The organism is Acinetobacter sp. BEC1-S18-ESBL-01 (assembly GCF_014169935.1).
Taxonomy (GTDB): Bacteria; Pseudomonadota; Gammaproteobacteria; order Pseudomonadales; family Moraxellaceae; genus Acinetobacter; species Acinetobacter pittii.
Window position 1 is genome coordinate 3,004,401 of sequence record NZ_AP022302.1, and the last position, 18,475, is coordinate 3,022,875.

Annotated in this window: 15 protein-coding genes, 2 tRNA genes and 1 other RNA gene; 6 read left to right on the forward strand and 12 right to left on the reverse strand. The window is 39.4% G+C overall.

Annotated features, from left to right (window positions below):
- Positions 1–119 precede the first annotated feature (119 nt).
- Positions 120–494 (reverse strand): 30S ribosomal protein S12, encoded by a 375-nt coding sequence (gene rpsL / locus H7R46_RS14290; protein ID WP_002050319.1) that lies wholly within the window; start codon positions 492–494, stop codon positions 120–122.
- A gap of 200 nt (positions 495–694) precedes the next feature.
- Complete coding sequence (locus H7R46_RS14295; RefSeq protein WP_005070914.1) at positions 695–2,014, reverse strand: EcsC family protein; 1,320 nt, start codon at positions 2,012–2,014, stop codon at positions 695–697.
- A 300-nt stretch (positions 2,015–2,314) separates the two neighbouring features.
- On the opposite strand from H7R46_RS14295, the gene H7R46_RS14300 reads away from it, so the two are divergent.
- From H7R46_RS14300 to H7R46_RS14320, 5 genes are all read left to right on the forward strand, one after another.
- Entirely contained in the window at positions 2,315–3,544 is a 1,230-nt protein-coding gene (locus H7R46_RS14300; RefSeq protein ID WP_002120440.1) for a beta-ketoacyl synthase N-terminal-like domain-containing protein, read from the forward strand.
- Positions 3,545–3,562: 18 nt separating this feature from the next.
- Positions 3,563–4,015: a protoporphyrinogen oxidase HemJ gene (hemJ, locus tag H7R46_RS14305; protein WP_002120291.1), complete on the forward strand. Its 453-nt coding sequence runs from the start codon at positions 3,563–3,565 to the stop codon at positions 4,013–4,015.
- A gap of 157 nt (positions 4,016–4,172) precedes the next feature.
- Entirely contained in the window at positions 4,173–4,733 is a 561-nt protein-coding gene (locus tag H7R46_RS14310; protein WP_005070918.1) for a hypothetical protein, read from the forward strand.
- A gap of 385 nt (positions 4,734–5,118) precedes the next feature.
- Positions 5,119–6,744: an NAD+ synthase gene (locus tag H7R46_RS14315; RefSeq protein WP_005070920.1), complete on the forward strand. Its 1,626-nt coding sequence runs from the start codon at positions 5,119–5,121 to the stop codon at positions 6,742–6,744.
- The gene (locus tag H7R46_RS14320; RefSeq protein WP_005070922.1) at positions 6,737–7,765 is read left to right on the forward strand and encodes a hypothetical protein; all 1,029 of its coding nucleotides are present in this window, start codon (positions 6,737–6,739) and stop codon (positions 7,763–7,765) included. Before H7R46_RS14315 ends, H7R46_RS14320 begins: the two co-directional genes overlap by 8 nt.
- 43 nt (positions 7,766–7,808) lie before the next feature.
- Here the strand turns inward: H7R46_RS14320 and H7R46_RS14325 are convergent.
- The 7 genes from H7R46_RS14325 to H7R46_RS14355 form a co-directional block, all read right to left on the reverse strand.
- Positions 7,809–7,885 (reverse strand) — tRNA-Met (locus H7R46_RS14325).
- A 157-nt stretch (positions 7,886–8,042) separates the two neighbouring features.
- Positions 8,043–8,999 (reverse strand): carnitine monooxygenase, reductase subunit CntB, encoded by a 957-nt coding sequence (gene cntB, locus H7R46_RS14330; RefSeq protein ID WP_005070924.1) that lies wholly within the window; start codon positions 8,997–8,999, stop codon positions 8,043–8,045.
- Between the two features lie 47 nt (positions 9,000–9,046).
- A complete protein-coding gene (locus H7R46_RS14335; RefSeq protein ID WP_005070926.1) occupies positions 9,047–10,498 on the reverse strand; it encodes an NAD-dependent succinate-semialdehyde dehydrogenase in 1,452 nt (483 codons plus the stop codon).
- Positions 10,499–10,561: 63 nt separating this feature from the next.
- On the reverse strand, positions 10,562–11,677 hold the full coding sequence (cntA, locus tag H7R46_RS14340; RefSeq protein WP_002120432.1) for a carnitine monooxygenase subunit alpha: 1,116 nt from the start codon (positions 11,675–11,677) through the stop codon (positions 10,562–10,564).
- Positions 11,678–11,719: 42 nt separating this feature from the next.
- Positions 11,720–12,694: an alpha/beta hydrolase gene (locus H7R46_RS14345; RefSeq protein WP_005070928.1), complete on the reverse strand. Its 975-nt coding sequence runs from the start codon at positions 12,692–12,694 to the stop codon at positions 11,720–11,722.
- An 11-nt stretch (positions 12,695–12,705) separates the two neighbouring features.
- Positions 12,706–14,358: a BCCT family carnitine transporter gene (locus H7R46_RS14350; protein ID WP_080631146.1), complete on the reverse strand. Its 1,653-nt coding sequence runs from the start codon at positions 14,356–14,358 to the stop codon at positions 12,706–12,708.
- Positions 14,359–14,378: 20 nt separating this feature from the next.
- Positions 14,379–15,491, reverse strand: a complete 1,113-nt coding sequence (locus H7R46_RS14355; protein ID WP_005070931.1) for a tartrate dehydrogenase — start codon at positions 15,489–15,491, stop codon at positions 14,379–14,381.
- A 103-nt stretch (positions 15,492–15,594) separates the two neighbouring features.
- Between H7R46_RS14355 and H7R46_RS14360 the strand changes: the two genes are divergently transcribed.
- Positions 15,595–16,575 carry a LysR family transcriptional regulator gene (locus tag H7R46_RS14360; protein WP_005070933.1) on the forward strand — a complete coding sequence of 327 codons (981 nt, stop codon included), beginning with the start codon at positions 15,595–15,597 and terminating at the stop codon, positions 16,573–16,575.
- Between the two features lie 53 nt (positions 16,576–16,628).
- Here the strand turns inward: H7R46_RS14360 and H7R46_RS14365 are convergent, their stop codons facing one another.
- From H7R46_RS14365 to rnpB, 3 genes are all read right to left on the reverse strand, one after another.
- Positions 16,629–17,813, reverse strand: a complete 1,185-nt coding sequence (locus H7R46_RS14365; protein WP_005070935.1) for a porin — start codon at positions 17,811–17,813, stop codon at positions 16,629–16,631.
- 148 nt (positions 17,814–17,961) lie between these two features.
- A tRNA-Met gene (locus tag H7R46_RS14370) sits at positions 17,962–18,038 on the reverse strand.
- A 64-nt stretch (positions 18,039–18,102) separates the two neighbouring features.
- Positions 18,103–18,458, reverse strand: an RNA gene (gene rnpB, locus H7R46_RS14375) — RNase P RNA component class A.
- Between the last annotated feature and the right edge of the window lie 17 nt (positions 18,459–18,475).

Sequence of the window (18,475 nt, forward strand, 5' to 3'; positions counted from 1 at the left end):
AGTTTGTACAAGTGTCATGTACACGACGCTGGCCTTACTATACGTCGCTTGAATTACAAATCTATGAAGAATTCAAACAAGCGAAACGCTAAAGGGCTTATTCGACTAGTTTCCTAGAATTACTTCTTAGGACGCTTAGTACCGTATTTAGAACGTGATTGATTACGATCTTTAACACCAGCACAGTCTAATGAACCACGAACGGTATGGTAACGTACACCCGGTAAGTCTTTAACACGACCACCACGGATAAGAACAACACTGTGCTCTTGTAAGTTATGGCCTTCACCACCGATGTAGCTAGATACTTCAAAACCTGAAGTTAAGCGAACACGGCAAACCTTACGCATAGCTGAGTTAGGTTTTTTAGGTGTAGTTGTATAAACACGTGTACAAACACCACGACGTTGTGGACAAGCCTTCAACGCAGGAACTTTGGATTTTTCAACCAAAGTCGTACGACCCTTACGGATCAACTGATTCGTTGTTGCCATATGGCAATTCTCCCGTTATTAAAAAACCTTAAAAAGAAAATACCTCTTTTTAAGGGCACATAATTGTAAGCCAAGATGCAAAAATGGTCAACACGGCAATACTTACCAAATGTTGACCATATCAATGTTTGACAGCACGATTTACAAATTTAAATAGAGGCTATTTTTACTTTTTAAACCTTCACTTTGTAAGCGTATTGTTAAGAGTATTTTTTATCTTCCAATATCTCGTCATCATCCTCTGGAGTTAGAGCAGGCTTTTGTTCAGTATGCTCATGTTCTGTCACATGTTTGTCAGCAAGTTTTTCTAAGCCTTTATGAACATTTTCCTGAACTTTCTCTTCACTTTTTTCACTTTCTGTAGGTTTTAACACAATAGATACTTTCGAGATTACCTCGTGGTTTTCTACTTTATGATGATGAGCAGCATGAATGTTGCCATCTTCCCCTACATTTAAAAGTCTTGGGCTTGCTTTTTGAATGAGTGTAACCGCAGCATAATAAGCCTGTAGTGGAGATAAATGCTCACTTGGATGTTCGTTTAAATAATGTCTTGCAGCTCCAAAAATTGCCTGAGCTTTATGTCCTACATCTTCTTGTAATTTCCAGCTATATACTGCACTTAAAACAGCGCCTGCAACTGGGGTAAACTTACCAAAAGCTGAAAGTTTAGGAATACGATTTAACCATTCCCATTTAAACTCCCCTTCTTCATCTGTTAACCAGTTCTTTAAAGTATCTATATCTGTGGTTGAACCTAATACTTGCTGAAATTGATGAATATCTTGAGTTTCCAACATATTCCGCAATGTTTTTAAAGCCAACAAAAGAGTTTGTTTCTCTGCAATCAGGCTAATGTCAACTTCTTTAAAAATAAACTCAACAACATCTTGGTCTGCCACCTCTAGCAAATCAAAGCCATGTGATCTTCCTGTCTGGTAAATAGTTCTTAAAACTAAAACCAATGAAACTGGAATATCTACAGCTGCACCAACCACGCCTGATACACCTGTAATTGCACCTTGTACAGTCGCAATGAGCTTGTTTTGTTCTATAAGCGCCTGACTTAGACGTTGAGAACGACCTGTATCTTTAGTTAATTCAAATAAATCTTTAGCACCCGCTTCTTCTAGGATTTTTTCAGTTAAGGTACTTTTTGAACTAAAGTCATTTAACCAATTAAATAAGTGGCCTGAGATTTTTTCATCCCAATCTGGCGAAAGAAATGTAGCGACACCATTTACTTTTTTAAAATGTCGACCAAATACCTGACGTGTGACTTTTGGTAAATGTTCTCTTAGCATTTGTTGAGGACTTTCATATTGCTCAACTTCAAATGGGCTTTTTGTTCTCGATCTACCTTCAACAGTTTTTCCAGTTGAGATTGGTTCAATTACCTTACTGACGTCACCTGATTGGTTCTGTTGCAAGATACTCAATCCTGTAGAACTGAGCTTTTTAGCCACTCCGAAGACCTGAGAAAACAAATTGTCAGATTGATTATTATTAAATTTTGTCATCAAGTACCTCGATTTTTTAATTTATCTAATTAGAGATAAATACTAGGTGGAATGTGGATTTATCTCAACTTGAATGTGTGTATTTTAGTTAACCCTAAATGCAACATACTATGTATTTGGTTATTTTTTTTAAATGTAAAATTGTCATAAAGATTTGCCATAAGAAATAAAAATCCTTTCTGCTATCATGTTAACAACGAAAAACATGAGTCCCGTTTTCTTACAGCTATATTCTCCTATTCATTTTCATAGCTGTTGAACACGATAGACTCTTAAATATCACCATAAAGGGACCTGTAGATGAAACGTGTTGTAATCACTGGTATGGGTATTAACTCATGTATCGGTAACTCTTTAGAAGCAGTTACTCATTCACTTCAAAATGGAATCTCCGGGACACGTTTTAACCCAACTTATGCTGAACTCAATTTTAAAAGTCATGTCAGCGCTGCTGCAGAACAAGACTTTGATAATATCGACCGTAAATTAAAACGCTTCATGGGCGTATGTGCGATGTATGCATACAACGCTGCTGTAGCTGCAGTTGAACATGCAGGCCTTACTCCTGAACAACTTGCTGGTAATCCACGTTATGGTATTGCAGGTGGTTCAGGTGGTGGCTCAACTGCTTCTGTTGTTGAAATGACAGAATTATTAGAGACTAAAGGCGCACGTAAAGTGGGTCCATTCTTTGTACCACGTAACATGTCAAACACCATTACTGCAAACGTAGGTGTTGCATTTAAGCTACAAGGTATTTCACATACTATTACAAGTGCTTGCGCAACTTCTGCAGATGCAATTGGTTATGCGTACAACTTAATTCAACTTGGCAAACAAGACCTTATGCTTGCTGGTGGCGGTGAAGAAGATCACTGGTCTCAAAGTTTATTGTTTGATGCAATGGGCGCACTTTGCTCGAAATATAACGACTCTCCAGAAACAGCATCTCGTCCATATTCAGCAGACCGTGACGGCTTCGTTATTGCTGGCGGTGGCGGTTTTGTAGTACTTGAATCACTTGAGCACGCGCAAGCACGTGGTGCGAACATTTTAGCTGAAGTAGTAGGTTATGCTGCGAACAGTGATGGCGCGGACATGGTTGCTCCAAGTGGTGAAGGTGCTACACGTTGTGTATTAATGGCACTTGAAGAAGCTAAGCAACATGGCGTAGAGAAAATTGACTATGTAAATACACATGGTACTTCTACTCCAGCTGGTGACATTACAGAACTTAAAGCAATGGAACGTGCATTTGGTGAAGGTAACGTACCTCCTCTTAGCTCAACCAAATCTATGACAGGTCATAGCTTGGGTGCGGCTGGTGTACAGGAGGCTATTTACTCTGTGCTAATGATGCAAAATGACTTTATTGCACCAAACATCAACGTGACTGAACTTGATGAAGGCGCAAAACCTTTCGATATCGTACTTGAAAAACGTGATGCAAAATTGAATACTGTAATGAGTAACAGTTTTGGCTTTGGCGGTGTTAACGCTTGCCTTATTTTCAAGAAGTGGGATGCATAATCCCACCTAGGATTATCGATGGATGCACCTTCTGATGCTTTTTTGTGGGTAAAAGCATTACATATTATTGCCGTGGTTTGCTGGTTCGCTGCTTTGTTCTACTTACCACGTCTATATGTTTATCATGCTATGAGTGAAGATGCTGCAAGTCATCAACGCTTTGAGGTAATGGAACGCAAGTTGTATCGTGGAATTATGTGGCCTTCAATGATTGCTACATTAATTACCGCCCATTTCCTTGTAGAGTGGGGTGATGCAACTCGACATTACCATCAAGCCACATGGTTTTACCTCAAAGTTGGATTAGTGGCTTTATTAGTGATTTATCATTTGGTATGTGGCTATTATCGTAAAAAGCTCATCGGAAATGCTCACTATAAATCACATAAGTTCTGGCGCTTTTTTAATGAAATGCCAACCTTAATTTTATTTGCTGTTGTGATTTTAGTTGTTGTAAAGCCTCAGTTCTAACTGGGGCTTTTGCTTTTCTTCTCTAAGAAGTCTTATATTCACAATAATAAAAACATGAAATTCATTTAAACATTTATAAAAACAGAACTATAAAACTAATGAATAGTCATAGCTCTTTATTTAGCAACACATGATCTATACTATGCTAAACAAATAGATGAACTCATTTAATGGCAAAGCTATGCTAACTTTTAATGCCCTTAAACGCTTAATCCATACACCATTTATCCTTCTTACACTTTTTATTTTCCGTCACTTAAAAAACTATCCGATTAGACATTTGACTGCTCAAGAAAAAATATTAGCGCAAATGGTTTTCGGTGACATGCTTGATTGCGAACGGCCTAAAATTATTGCTACGCGCTACCTCCCTTGGCAGAGTTGCGGTATTTTTATGGCCCCCAATGGGAATATTTATGTTAATCCTGCTGATTACAGTGAAAATTACGCTCTAGAGTCTAAGTTTATGCAGGGTATTTTCATTCACGAACTCACCCACGTCATGCAATATCAAAAAGGCATTCATGTACTATTTAAAGGTGCTTTATTACAATCAGCCTATTACCTCAGCTTTAAAAGTTACAATCCCTACAAATATACCTACCACCCTGACAAGGCATTTAGTACGTATAATATTGAACAGCAAGGTGAAATTGCGCGCGATATTTGCTCTGGAAAAATCCCAAATATTATCTGTTCACCTCGACTTCATTTGTAACTAAATAATCAATCTCGCTTTGAACGTAACATTTTTTGCGTAATGTAAATGAGAATTCTTATAAATCAGAAATACTTATCTAAACTATAAAAGTGCGCTTATTCAATTCAAATTATTGAAAAAAATAGAACAGACTTATTCCAAATTAGCTTGTGATAAGGCAGTATACAAACAATAAAAATAATGAAGCCTGTTTCTATTCTATACAGAAAATCTCGTTATTTTTACGCAGAAAATATGGGATTGGTATATATTATTGATCTTGACATTTTTGTTTACTATTTTAATTGTTTACTATCGTATCATACACATCGTTGAAAAATTATATTCATAAAAATCAACACTGTGTGTATCTATATTCGTTATGATCTAGGATTAGGTTTGAATGAAAAGTTTTAAAGTTGCCCTTGCTCAGTTTTCTCCGCATATTGGCAATATTGACTCAAACACCCAAAAGATGATTGAGCAAGTAAATCAGGCGAAAAAACAAGACGCTGACCTGATTATTTTTCCCGAGCTTTCTGTTATTGGTTATCCAGCTGAAGATCTATTGTTACGTCCAAACTTAAATAAACGTATGCAAAAGGCTTTTGCACAACTTGCCGAAGTTAAAGATATTGTTATGGTTTTCGGATTTGTAAACCAGACAGAAGATGGTCAACGTTATAATTCTGCTGCTGTCATGAAAGACGGTCAAGTTTTGGGTGTTTTTAATAAACATAATTTACCAAACTATGGCGTCTTTGATGAAAAACGCTATTTCCAAAAAGGCCATCAGCATTTGGTGTTTGAATATCTTGGACATAAGTTTGGTGTATTAATTTGTGAAGATATCTGGTCAATTAATACGGTCAAACAGTTGAGCCAATTAAATGTTGATACTGCTCTTGTACTCAACTCATCACCATATGAAGTCGGCAAACCACAACACCGTATACAGACCTTAAGTGAACTTGCAAAACAACTTCATCTAAATATTGTTTACGTTAACCAAGTGGGCGGACAAGACGATTTAATTTTTGATGGTACAAGTTTTGTCAGCAATCAAAATGGTGAAATTGCTTTACAAGCACCAAGCTTTAAAGAAGACATTTATATTGCTGAATTTGACCGTGATACAAAGTTATTTAAAGTCACTGAATCTGCTCCTGCATTAGAAACATTTGCAGAAATCTATCAAGGTTTAGTCATGGCAACTCGTGACTATGTAGAGCGCTCAGGCTTCCCAGGTGTGATTCTGGGTCTTTCTGGTGGTATCGACTCTGCCCTTACACTTGCGATTGCTGTGGATGCAATCGGTGCAGAAAAAGTGCAAGCTGTAATGATGCCTTATACTTACACTTCTCAAATTAGTGTAGAAGATGCGGCTGAACAAGCTCGCCGTATGGGTGTGACTTTCGGTATTGCTGAAATTCACTCAATCGTAAATAGCTTCATGCAAACCTTGTATCCTTTCTTTGGTAATTCACCAGCTGATGCAACTGAAGAAAATTTACAAGCGCGTGCTCGTGGTACATTGCTTATGGGCTTATCAAACAAGTTTGGTAATTTAGTCCTTGCTACAGGGAATAAATCTGAACTTTCAGTTGGCTACTGTACGCTTTATGGCGATATGGTTGGTGGCTTTGCTGTTCTAAAAGATGTTTATAAAACTATCGTGTTTGAATTAGCAAAATACCGTAACAGCTTAAGCGAAACTCCTGTGATTCCTGAGCGTGTGATTACCCGCCCACCTTCAGCAGAACTTCGCCCAGATCAAAAAGACCAAGACTCTTTACCAGCATATGATGTATTGGATGCCGTCCTTTATGCATACATTGAAGAAGATTTAGGTCAGGCCGATATTATTGCCAAAGGTTTTGATAAAGAAGTTGTTGAAAAAGTCATCCGTTTAGTTGATCGTAATGAATACAAACGTCGTCAAGGTGCGATTGGCCCGAGAATTACCTCTCGTGCATTTAGTCGTGAACGACGTTATCCGATTGTCAACGGTTGGACAGCGAATGACTGAGCAGAAAAACTCATCAAAAACTACAGCACTTGCTCAAGCACTTTTGCTTGAGCAGGTGGAATTTTTCAAAAAACAATTATCTATAGAAAACTCACCTATTTATTTCCAGCAGTTCATTCAGTTATTTATGCAACATGCTGACGAAATCAAGCTACATGAGGTTGTTGATTTAGAACAACTACAAGCGGTTGTGAAACGCTATGCTTTTGAAATGCAGCTAGGTGCCGGTTTACTTGAGTTTATTGGGGAAATCGCGCAGCGTATTTATTTATCTGCTATGAAGTCTCCAATTCAGTTACAAGACTTGGTCTCTGACCACCAATTTGAAATGTGGCTTTCTAAATTTTTAGAAATGGAGCATATTCCTCATTATCTCAATCAGTTTTTAAGAACTAGCCCTTCTGTACAACAGCTTTGCCAATATATTGCAACCTCAACTCTAGAACAAAAATTACCAAAACTTCTAACTGCATCTAGAATAGATGACTACCATTTTGAATGGCAACATAAGCTCAAAAAATTCTCTTTTTTACAGCAACAACGTCTTGAGCATAAACTTGAAACTTGGATTGCCAGTTTTATTCATGAGCAACTTACAGAATTAAGTCTTTTATCGAGTGAAGATTTAGAAAGTCTAGTACGTCATGTTTGGGAAGATATTAGACATAAAAAAATGTATGAATTTATGAAACAGCTCACTCCTCTCGATGTTGAAGAGTTTTTTGTTTTAATTTACGAATACTGGAAAGAATTACGCCAGTCACAATTTATGCAAGATCTGATTTTGTATGGTGTCGAAGTTTTTTATGACTTTTATAAAGATCAGAGTTTATTTGAAGTATTAAGTGAGATTGGGTTAACCGAAAGCGATTTACAAACCGAAGCTTTACGTTTTTATCCGAAGGTTATGGATGCCTTTAATGAGCACGGTATTTTAGAACCTTTACTTCAAGCGCTTTTAGCTCCCTTTTATCAAAGCTCAAAAACACTCGATATGATTGAAAAACATTTTAATGAGTAAAAAATAGATAAAAAGAAACCACGCAGGAGCGTGGTTTTTAAAATGGTGGCTATGACGAGACTTGAACTTGTGACCCCCGCATTATGAGTGCGGTGCTCTAACCAACTGAGCTACATAGCCGTAAACTGTGTGCGCATTATCTATAGTTCTGTATAGCAGGTCAATAGGTAAAAACCCTTAATGCCCATCAATTGAACAAATAAGATTCAGATCATCATTATTTGTTCTTTTTTTAGCATTTTTTTGCTTTAAACAATTGATCGGCCACAGAAATATATTAAAGATCTAATACTAGTTTTTTACCTTTAGCTCTCGATACACAAATCATCATGCTCTTCTGTGAGGCCTTTTCTGCATCACTTAAGTATTGATCGAAATGCTCTGCTTCACCTTCTAAAATAGCAGTTTCACATGTACCGCATACGCCTTCGCGACATAAGCATTCCACATCAATATTTAATGTTTCAATAGCTTGTAAAATCGTCTGGTTACTTTGTACTTCAATTTCCTGATTAGACTTGGCAAGTACAACCGTAAAAGCTTCCCCATCTTCAGGAACTGTTGAAGCAAATTGTTCCCAGTGAATGTACTCATCGCGATAACGATGCTTATTACAACAGTCAATTACCGCATCGATCATGGGTTTAGGACCACATACATAAACATGTGTGCCTTTTGGTTGTGATGAAATGAGTTGATCTAAGTCAAGCGTACAGCCTTCTGAGTCAACATAACTAAATACACGCTCTGCATGTTTCTGCTTTAACTCATCTAACAAAGCCGCATGTTCAGGTGAGCGGTAAGCATAATGTAGCTCAAAATCTGCACCACGTGCTGCAAGCTCGTCCATCTGAGGTAAGAATGGTGTAATACCAATTCCACCTGCAATTAAAATATGTTTATTGCCTGTTTCAGCTAAAGGAAATAAATTTTTTGGTTCTGAAATCTGAATTTCACAGCCTTCATTACACTGATCATGCATAAACACTGAACCACCCTTACCTTCCACATCTTTACGAACACAGACTTGGTAAGTTGATAAATCTTGCGTACAGCTCATCAATGAATACGCATTTGAAAGCTGTTCATTCATTTTGACAATAATATGGCTTCCCCCACTAAATCGAGGAAAGTTCTGCCCATCTTGACGTTTGAACGTAAACCGTTTGATTAAAGGGGTTAGCTGTTCCACACGAGTAACAACCGCTGGGAACATTTCATAATGATTAGCCATATTAGAATCCTTCTTTTACCGCATATTCTTGTTGTTAGGGCTTATCCTTAAAGCCCTAAACACATATATTTAATGGTCATAAATTCTTCAAGACCATACTTTGAGCCTTCACGCCCAACACCTGATTGCTTCACACCACCGAATGGTACAACTTCATTTGAAATTGCTGTGGCATTCATGCCGACCATTCCATATTCAAGCTGTTCTGATACTCGCCATAAACGTGAAATATTTTCGCTATACACATAAGCAGCCAAACCGAAGATCGTGTCATTTGCTTGAGAAACGACGTCTGCTTCATCTGTAAAGCGAATAAGCGGCGCAACTGGACCAAAAATTTCTTCTTGGACAATTTCCATTGTACGGTCAACGTTCGTTAGAACTGATGGCTCATAAAAGGTTTGCCCTAAAACATGCTGTTTACCACCGCAAGCAATTTTAGCGCCTTTGCTCACTGCATCATCAATCAACTGCTGTGCTTTCAAAACTGCTTTTTCATTAATTAATGGACCAATTTGTACGCCATCTTCCAAACCGTTACCGACTTTAAACTTTTGTACTTCTTGTACAAACTTCTCGGCAAAAGCTTGATAAATATTGTCATGTACATAAATGCGGTTAGCACAAACACAGGTCTGGCCTGCATTACGGAACTTGGCAAAAATCGCACCTTGTACAGCTTTATCTAAATCGGCATCGTCAAATACAATCAAAGGAGCATTTCCGCCCAACTCAAGCGCCAATTTTTTAATGGTGCTTGAACACTGCTGCATCAATAAACGGCCCACTGGCGTTGAGCCAGTAAAGGTCAATTTCTTCACTTTTTCATGGGAAGTAAATACAGAACCAATTTCTTGAGATTTACCGGTAACAACATTAATTACACCAGCTGGAATACCTGCTTTTTCGGCAAGTTTCGCAATCGCTAAAGCACAGTAAGGTGTTTCATTTGCTGGCTTAATCACTATCGTACATCCAGCTGCTAAAGCTGGTGCTGCTTTACGCGTAATCATAGCAATTGGGAAATTCCACGGCGTAATAGCAGCCACGACACCCATAGGTTCTTTACTAATAATAAAACGCTGCTGATTATTGACGGTTGGAATCACATCGCCATAAATACGCTTGCCTTCTTCGGCAAACCATTGAATAAATGATGCAGCGTAACGTACCTCACCTTTCGCTTCTGCCAAAGGTTTTCCCTGCTCAATAGTCATGATTAAAGCAAGTTCATCGGTATGATCGAGAACCAATTTGTACCAAGCCAATAAAATATCTGCACGGTTTTGGGCAGTTAAAGCTTTCCAACTTTTTAAAGCCGTATAAGCAGCCTCAACTGCTTGAGTCGCCTCAGCCGCTCCCATATTTGGAATTGTGCCAATTTCTTCGCCTGTTGCAGGGTTAGTTACCGGAACCGCCGCATTCGACTGTGCAGCTAACCATTGTCCGTTAATATAGGCTTGTTGCTGAAATAATTCAGTACTTTGTAAACTCGACATATCATCTTCCTAACTGAAGAATCAGGTGTAAGTCATCTTTACACCTGAATAGATCCATTTGTTTTATTTGTGATGCTGCGCCACTAAATGTTGGAAGTAAGCAATACCATGTTCACTAATTCCTGAACGTTGCTTATCAGTCATAATACGGCCTTGACCTCGATAACCACGTGATTTCAAACCACGTTGTACACTTTCTACCAAGTTCAAATCTTCAGGACGGAATACATTGCGATACCACTCAATCAAATCTTTTTGATCTTGAGTAAGTTCTTCGTTCGTAAAGTAAATATCGTAATGCTGCAAAGTCGTTTCTGCATCGACTGGGAACTCATAGATTACAGTCATGAAATTACTGCCCGGTGGTACGTTGAACATCGTGCAAGGCCAAGTCCAGAAACCGTGAAATTCAGGATCTGTTACTGATGGATCAAGCTTGAATGACTTCTCAGATGAGCGCGCAAAGCCATATTGCAATGTCCAGTTCTGATGTGTGGTATGCCAATATTTATCAACTTGTACCGAATCAGCAAAACCAGGATGCGCTGGTCCACAGTGGTAACATTCTAGATAGTTATCAACAATCACTTTCCAGTTTGCTGGCGTTTCTGTCACAAAACGTGCTGCCAGTTTCAAATCTTTAATTACGCTACATGCTTGATTTAAACGCTCAGCAAATTCCGGAAGTTGGTCTTCTACACAAGTCGCATTTTCATCCATATTAATGAAAACAAAGCCTGCATATTCCTCAACTTTTAAAGGCACCATGCTTGAATTTTCTTTATCAAAAGATTCGACATGGTCACAGTTACGCGCCAAAGCTAAGCTACCGTCTAGCTTAAAAGTCCAAGCATGATATGGGCAGGTAATTACATTTTTTGCTTTACCACTGCCACTTAAAAGCTCGTGACCACGGTGCGGACACACATTATAAAACGCACGTAAAACACTATCTTTACCACGAATGATGACAATATTTTCACCAATTACTTTACGGGTAATATAGTCATTCGGTTGTGCCAATTCACTGCCATGTGCAACACAAATCCAGCTTTTAGCAAAGATTGCTTCTTTCTCATGCTCAAAAACTTGTGATGAAGTATAGAAAACTTTAGGGAAAGTCCATGCAACATCTGGGTTTGCGCAAAAATCTTCAGGTAATTTTTCAACTGCACTCATGTTATTACTCCATTAAATTCTTTTCGTCCAAATGACTCGATATTAAATTGATGTCTTTTCGACACTGCCAAACATGCGACGTATCGCACTCAGCATGTTTTGATATAACTGTTGAACTTCTGGGCAATCACGCATGAGACGTAAACTGCCATGTAATAAACCTTTGCCTAAATGGAACTCGTTAGGGATACCTGCTTGTTCCAATTTTTGGGTAAGGAAATAACCGTCATCACTTAAAGGGTCATATTCTGCAACCGCCACAAAACTTGTAGGCATATCTGAAAAATCAGTTGCCAATAAAGGCGCTAGACGTAAATCCTGCCAATCTTGTGAATTCGGTGCATATTCCTTTAAATAAAAATGCATATCTTCGGTTGTGAGTAACGGCGCATGGGCATGCTGTTGTGCGGCTGGTGTATCAAGTGCTGTAGTTAAACACGGATAAACCAAAGCCAGACCTTGAGCTTGCATACCACTATGCTGTAGATGCACTGCAAGGGCTGCTGCTAAGTTACCGCCTGCGCTATCGCCTGCTAGAACGATATTTTCGCTATCAATCTGCCAGTCAGAACTATGTTGTTTAAGCCATTGATAAACTGCTAAACAATCTTCAAAGGCTGCTGGAAAGCGATGCTCGGGTGCCATGCGATAATCCACACCAATGACAACTGCATTTAAGTCCTGACATAAATAACTGGTAATAAACTCATGTGAATCGAGTCCACCCACCATCCAACCGCCACCATGTAAATACAACACACATGGCCAACCAGCTTCAGGTCGTTTAGTTTTTGGTGAATAGATGCGAACAGGTACTGAATGCTCTGCATTTGCAACAACTCTATCTTCTACTTCGATCTTGCCATCACGAGGCAAAGTGTAGTGTCGACACATCGCGTCATAGGCCGCGCGGACTGAGTCAATATCTGCATCTGCTGGTGAATAAATGCTGCTCCAATACACAAGGCTTTGCATTTCTTCACTTAAAACATACGTGGTCTGTTCACATGTAGTCATTACCATTCCCTCTAGCTGGTTTTTCTGTCCAGTTTGATTGAGCTTGCAAGCTCAAGCTGCATCCGTTTTGCATGTTCATCTTGAGACTGGTTTAAACCAATTTCCGCATCATCATAACCTTGTTGTTCAATCAAATGTGATGGGACTTTGGCATAATCCTGTATGAGCCATTTAACTAAGCCATAGGTCTGAATCAGAATAATCACGATGAATGGTAAAGCCGTCACAATAGTTGCCGTTTTCATGGTGTCTAAAGGTGCCTTACTAAAGATCATGGCAATTGGAACCAAAGTCAGCATGACACACCAGAACAGACGTGCGTTTGGCGATGGATCTTGCCCTTCACTTAAACCACGTGTACATGTTGCTGAAACTGCATATCCGACCGCATCCATATGTGCTGCCAAGAACACCACCATAATGCCGAGGAAAATCCACATCATCAGCTTTCCAGCAGGTAACAGGCTGAGCAATTGTCCAATTGCAACCTCACCACCCTGTTGGCTTAAGATTTGCGGTACATTTACAGCCCCATGAATAAAGCTATAAACGCTGTAGTTTTCAAACACACCAAAGATAAACCAAAGACCAACACTGCCACCAATCACCATGGCAAAGATCACTTCTTTAATAGTACGGCCTTTAGAAACACGCGTTACAAACAGTGCCACACCCGGTGCATATGAAATCCACCATAACCAGTAGAAAACAGTCCATTCACGAGTAAACTTGCCGTCACCCATTGGGTCGGTAAACAAACTCATATCAACAAAGTTGGTAGCCATTAACCCAAAACTCATTAATGAATTATTCAAAATGAATTGAGTCGGACCAAAGCAAAGTACATAAATTGCAAATAGCACTACACCTAAGCACACCATGTGACTTAAACGTTGCATGCCTTTATCCATACCGACATAAGAACTTAGTGCAAACAGAACCGAAACACCCAAAATAATGATGACTTTAGTCATAAAGGTATTTGGAATGCCTGTGAGCTGAGACAAAATATTGGTAAATGTCACGGCAGTGAGTACCAATGAAATCGTCAATGCACCGAACATGCAAAGCAAGAACATTAAGTCGACTAAACGACCAACCACGCCAGTTGATTTAAAGCCTGTCACAGCCTCAATCACTGAAGCTAAACTTAAACCCTTGTTTTTTCTCACATGGTAGCTGTAGCACAAAGAAATTGATGCCAAAGCATAAATTGCCCAAGCACTTAAGCCAGAATGAAAAAAAGAGTAAGCCACGCTATATTTTAATGCTTCTGCTGACTCAGGCGGTAAGCTCAAACCCGGAGTTTGATAATAATAAGCCCAGTCCAAAAAGCCCCAGTACAGTGTAGAAGACCCAATACCTGACAAAATGAACATAAAAATCCATGACATCGTGGTGTATTGAGGCTTCCCTTCACCTAGTTTGATTTTGCCGTATTTACTAAAGGCCAGACCAAAAGTAAAAATGATAGCTAAAAAAGCAAACAGTAATACTGGTGTTGTAAATACCGATGTCGTCCACTGCATCCATGTTGCAGCAATCTTGATCGACTCTTGCGAATAAATCGCCAAACCAGCAACTGAAATAAATACAAACAGTAAGCTGGTTACGGCAAGAACTTTATCCGTATAAATTTTTGTGTTTTGATTATCCATATCCATACATCCATTTTTGGATGGCGTTATTCCATAGCGAACACGTCCATTTTAATTTGGGCTACACACGATGCAATTGCATCTCCTACCTCATAAGTTTTTGCCTGACCGCCGATATCGGCTGTCTTTGGCCCATTAATTAATACATGCTCAATCGCCTGCATAATGTCCTGACCTGCTTGAATGCAACGTTCATCTTCTTCGCCAAAGAATTCGAACATCATGGCAGCTGACCAAATCGCAGCGATTGGATTGGCAATTTGTTTACCGTAAATATCTGGTGCCGAACCATGTACAGGTTCAAACAATGATGGGAATTTTCTTTCTGGGTTTAAATTTGCCGAAGCAGCCAAACCAATAGTTCCTGTACATGCAGGGCCTAAATCGGAAAGAATGTCACCAAATAAATTCGATGCCACAACCACATCAAAACGCTCAGGCTGCAACACAAAACGAGCTGCTAAAATATCAACGTGCTGTTTATCAGCTTGAATTTGTGGATATTGTTTTGCCATTGCGTCAACGCGTTCATCCCAATACGGCATGCTGACGGCAATACCATTTGATTTGGTCGCTGCTGTAATTTTTTTCGCTTCACGTTGATTTGCAAACTCAAATGCATAACGCAAAATGCGATCTACACCATGACGCGTAAATACAGCTTCTTGTAAAACAAACTCTCGATCTGTTCCTTCAAAAGCCTTACCACCAATGGCTGAATATTCACCTTCACTGTTTTCACGGACCACGTAGAAGTCGATATCGCTTGGTTTTTTACCTACTAAGGGACATTTAACACCCGGCATTAAGCGCACTGGACGTAAATTCACATATTGGTCAAAACCACGACGGAACTGGAGCAGCGAACCCCAAAGCGAAATATGGTCCGGCACTTTATCTGGCCAGCCTACAGCGCCAAAATAAATTGCATCGTAGCCCTGCAAAGTTTCAAACCAGTCATCTGGCATCATTTTGCCGTGCTCAAGGTAGTAATCGCAGCTTGCCCAATCGAAAGCATCTAACTGAAGCTCAATGCCATGCTTTTCTGCTGCTGCCTTTACAACCTTAATGCCTTCTGGTAGAACTTCTAAACCAATGCCATCGCCTGCAATCGTGGCAACTTTATATCTTTTTGCCATAAGCTTCCTTCACACCTTCGACTAATATCCTTGTATGGCTTAAACATGATGTTTTAAGCAAAAATGATCAACAACAGAACTATCACTCCAATGGACACGGATCGTGAATAATCTACCTAACCTATCGGATTTAAAGGTTTTTTGCACAGTCGCCAAACTAAAAAGTTTTGTCGAATCTGCTGAGGAACTCGGGACTTCGCCAGCTTTTATTAGCAAGCGAATTAATATTTTAGAAAACACGTTAAGCTGCAAACTTTTTCATCGCAGCACGCGTCATGTCAGCCTAACGGAAGACGGCAAACTTATTCTTGAAAGAGTTTCAAATATTCTTGAAGAATTTGATGAAGTCTGTGAACTAGTGAATAACCCGCTGAGTACACCCACGGGTCGTATGGATATTATTAGTAGCTTTGGTTTTGGCAGAAAGCATATCGCCCCAATTCTGTCTAAATTAATGATGCTTTATCCAAAGCTTCAAATTCATTTTGATACCATCGACAATACTAAAGACCTGATTCAACACAGTATTGATTTAGACATCAGAATTGGTAATGAAATTGCGCCAAACATGATTGCGAAAAAGTTAGCTTCTAATTTTCGAATTTTATGTGCAGCACCAAGCTATTTACTTAAACATGGCGTACCAGACAGCATTGAAGACTTGCAAACACATGATTGTTTGACGATTAGTGAGCGTGATCAATCATCTGTGCTATGGAAATTTAGACATGCTTCTGAAGATGTCTCGGTTCATGTCAAACCACGCTTTGTTTCTAATAACGGCGAAATTATTCATCAACTTGCCATAGAAGGCCACGGGATTATTTTCCGATCAATTTGGGATGTTGCAGATGAATTAATTACAGGTCAACTCCAACACATTTTGCCCGAATATTGGCAAGATGCGGATATTTGGGCGGTTTATCCATCACGGCTTAAAAGCTCATCTAAATTGCAAACCTGTATTTTGTTCATTCAAAACGAATTGCTCAATCGTTTACAGCACGTTCAAAATCTAAACCGAGGACAACTCATTTCTCCAGCAGTTAAACGAGAACCGCCGCCTGAAAAAGTCTTTCTATAAAAAAAGCCCTAAGTGAGGCCTATTCACTTAGGGCAATCGTTTACTTTTAAATTTTAGAAATAATATCCAATTGAAAGATAGAACAGTTTATCCCAATCATTACGACTACCTTGTGCAAGGCCATCAGCCCCACCACCAACCATTGGATCATTTTTACTCATAATGTATTCACCCTGAATACCAATGGCTTTGTAATTAAAATAAACCCCTGCAATTAAGCGTTCAGAGTCTTTATAACCATTCTCATCTTTAAAGAAGCGGCTATGAGAGATATAAGGTTTAATATTTTCAAGTTTGTGAAATGGCTGAGCAAAGGTATAGTTAATTTCATTGACCAGATATTTGCCTTTATTAGCAACTTGATATGGATAGTCGAACGCACCAATCGTTGAACTATTAGGGAATAAATCGTCGCCATTCGTGACATCTTGCTTACCAGCTAAGAATATCCATTGCCATGCTTGATATTGCGTTTGAGCAAATACATTCCATGATTTGCGGTGTCCATCTTCATCTGTTCTTTTATTTTCTAAATCAGAATACCAGACTGAACCTCCTAACTCGGTCGAAATTTTTTGAGCTTTATCAAGCTCAAATTTTGTAGAGGCCCGTGCAATCCACATATTTTTTTCTTCAATATTGGTTCCTGTAGTTAAATCATCAGCTTCAACGAAATTACCGCTGTATCTACTTGAGTCTTTTGACGTTCCCTTATAGTTTCCTCCATCAGTTGGATAGAAACCTAAGGTCAAATTATATTTATCATCTGCAAATTTATATTTAATCCCCAGATTATCGATATCTTCTAAACCAACTGTATTTAAAAGTGTTTCGTAATAACTACTGCCCCAAAACTCGCCAAAGCCAAAATCAACGGGTTGCAAACCTGCCGTGATTCTCTGCTGATCAGATAATTTATAACCTACCCAAGCTTTTTTTAGGAAAATCGCATCACATAAGCGATCATATTGATAACAACGGGCATCCGCACCTGCAATCCAATCTGGATTTTCATAACCTAGCACTAATTTAATATCAGTTAATCGCCAGTCATCATTTTGAGAACCTTCATTTGCATCAACCACATAATCTTTATGCAAATAACGGGAACGCACGGCACCAGAAACTTTAAACTGTCCCGAATCCAAAGTTGGATCTCCCCAACTCAAATCAGCCGCAGAAGCCTCTACTCCCGCCGTTAAACTTAAAATTCCAAAAAATAATAATGACCTTTTCATGTCTTCAACATCCTTGTTAAGTGTTATAAGAACATGAAGAAATTGATCTAGACAAACAATGCCATAACTATAAAGTCGGTCTTTACAAACTGTGTTTAATCAAAAAATGAGCATAAAAAAAGACCACGCAGGAGCGTGGTCTATAAAATGGTGGCTATGACGAGACTTGAACTTGTGACCCCCGCATTATGAGTGCGGTGCTCTAACCAACTGAGCTACATAGCCGAAAACTGTGCGCGCATTATCTTAACTTCTTTAACGCACGTCAAGAAAAATTTTAAATAAAATGAGGTGAAGTGAGCCTATAAGCCGGGTTCTGTCGAGGATGGTCATTCCTCTAGGCGTACAATCACTCATACGCTCAAGCGACCTACCCGAATCCAGTACGGGCCGTACCTCAGGATTCCTATTTGGTCTTGCTTCTGGTGGGGTTTACCATGCCGTGAACTGTTACCAGACACGCGGTGCGCTCTTACCGCACCCTTTCACCCTTACCTCACGAATGAGGCGGTCTACTCTCTGCTGCACTTTCCGTCGGCTTTCACCGCCCAGGCGTTACCTGGCACCCTGCCCTATGAAGCCCGGACTTTCCTCCCCTGCTTCAGTCACGAAGACCTCCACAGCAGCGACCATCCAGCTCACTTCAGGGGCGCATATTAACA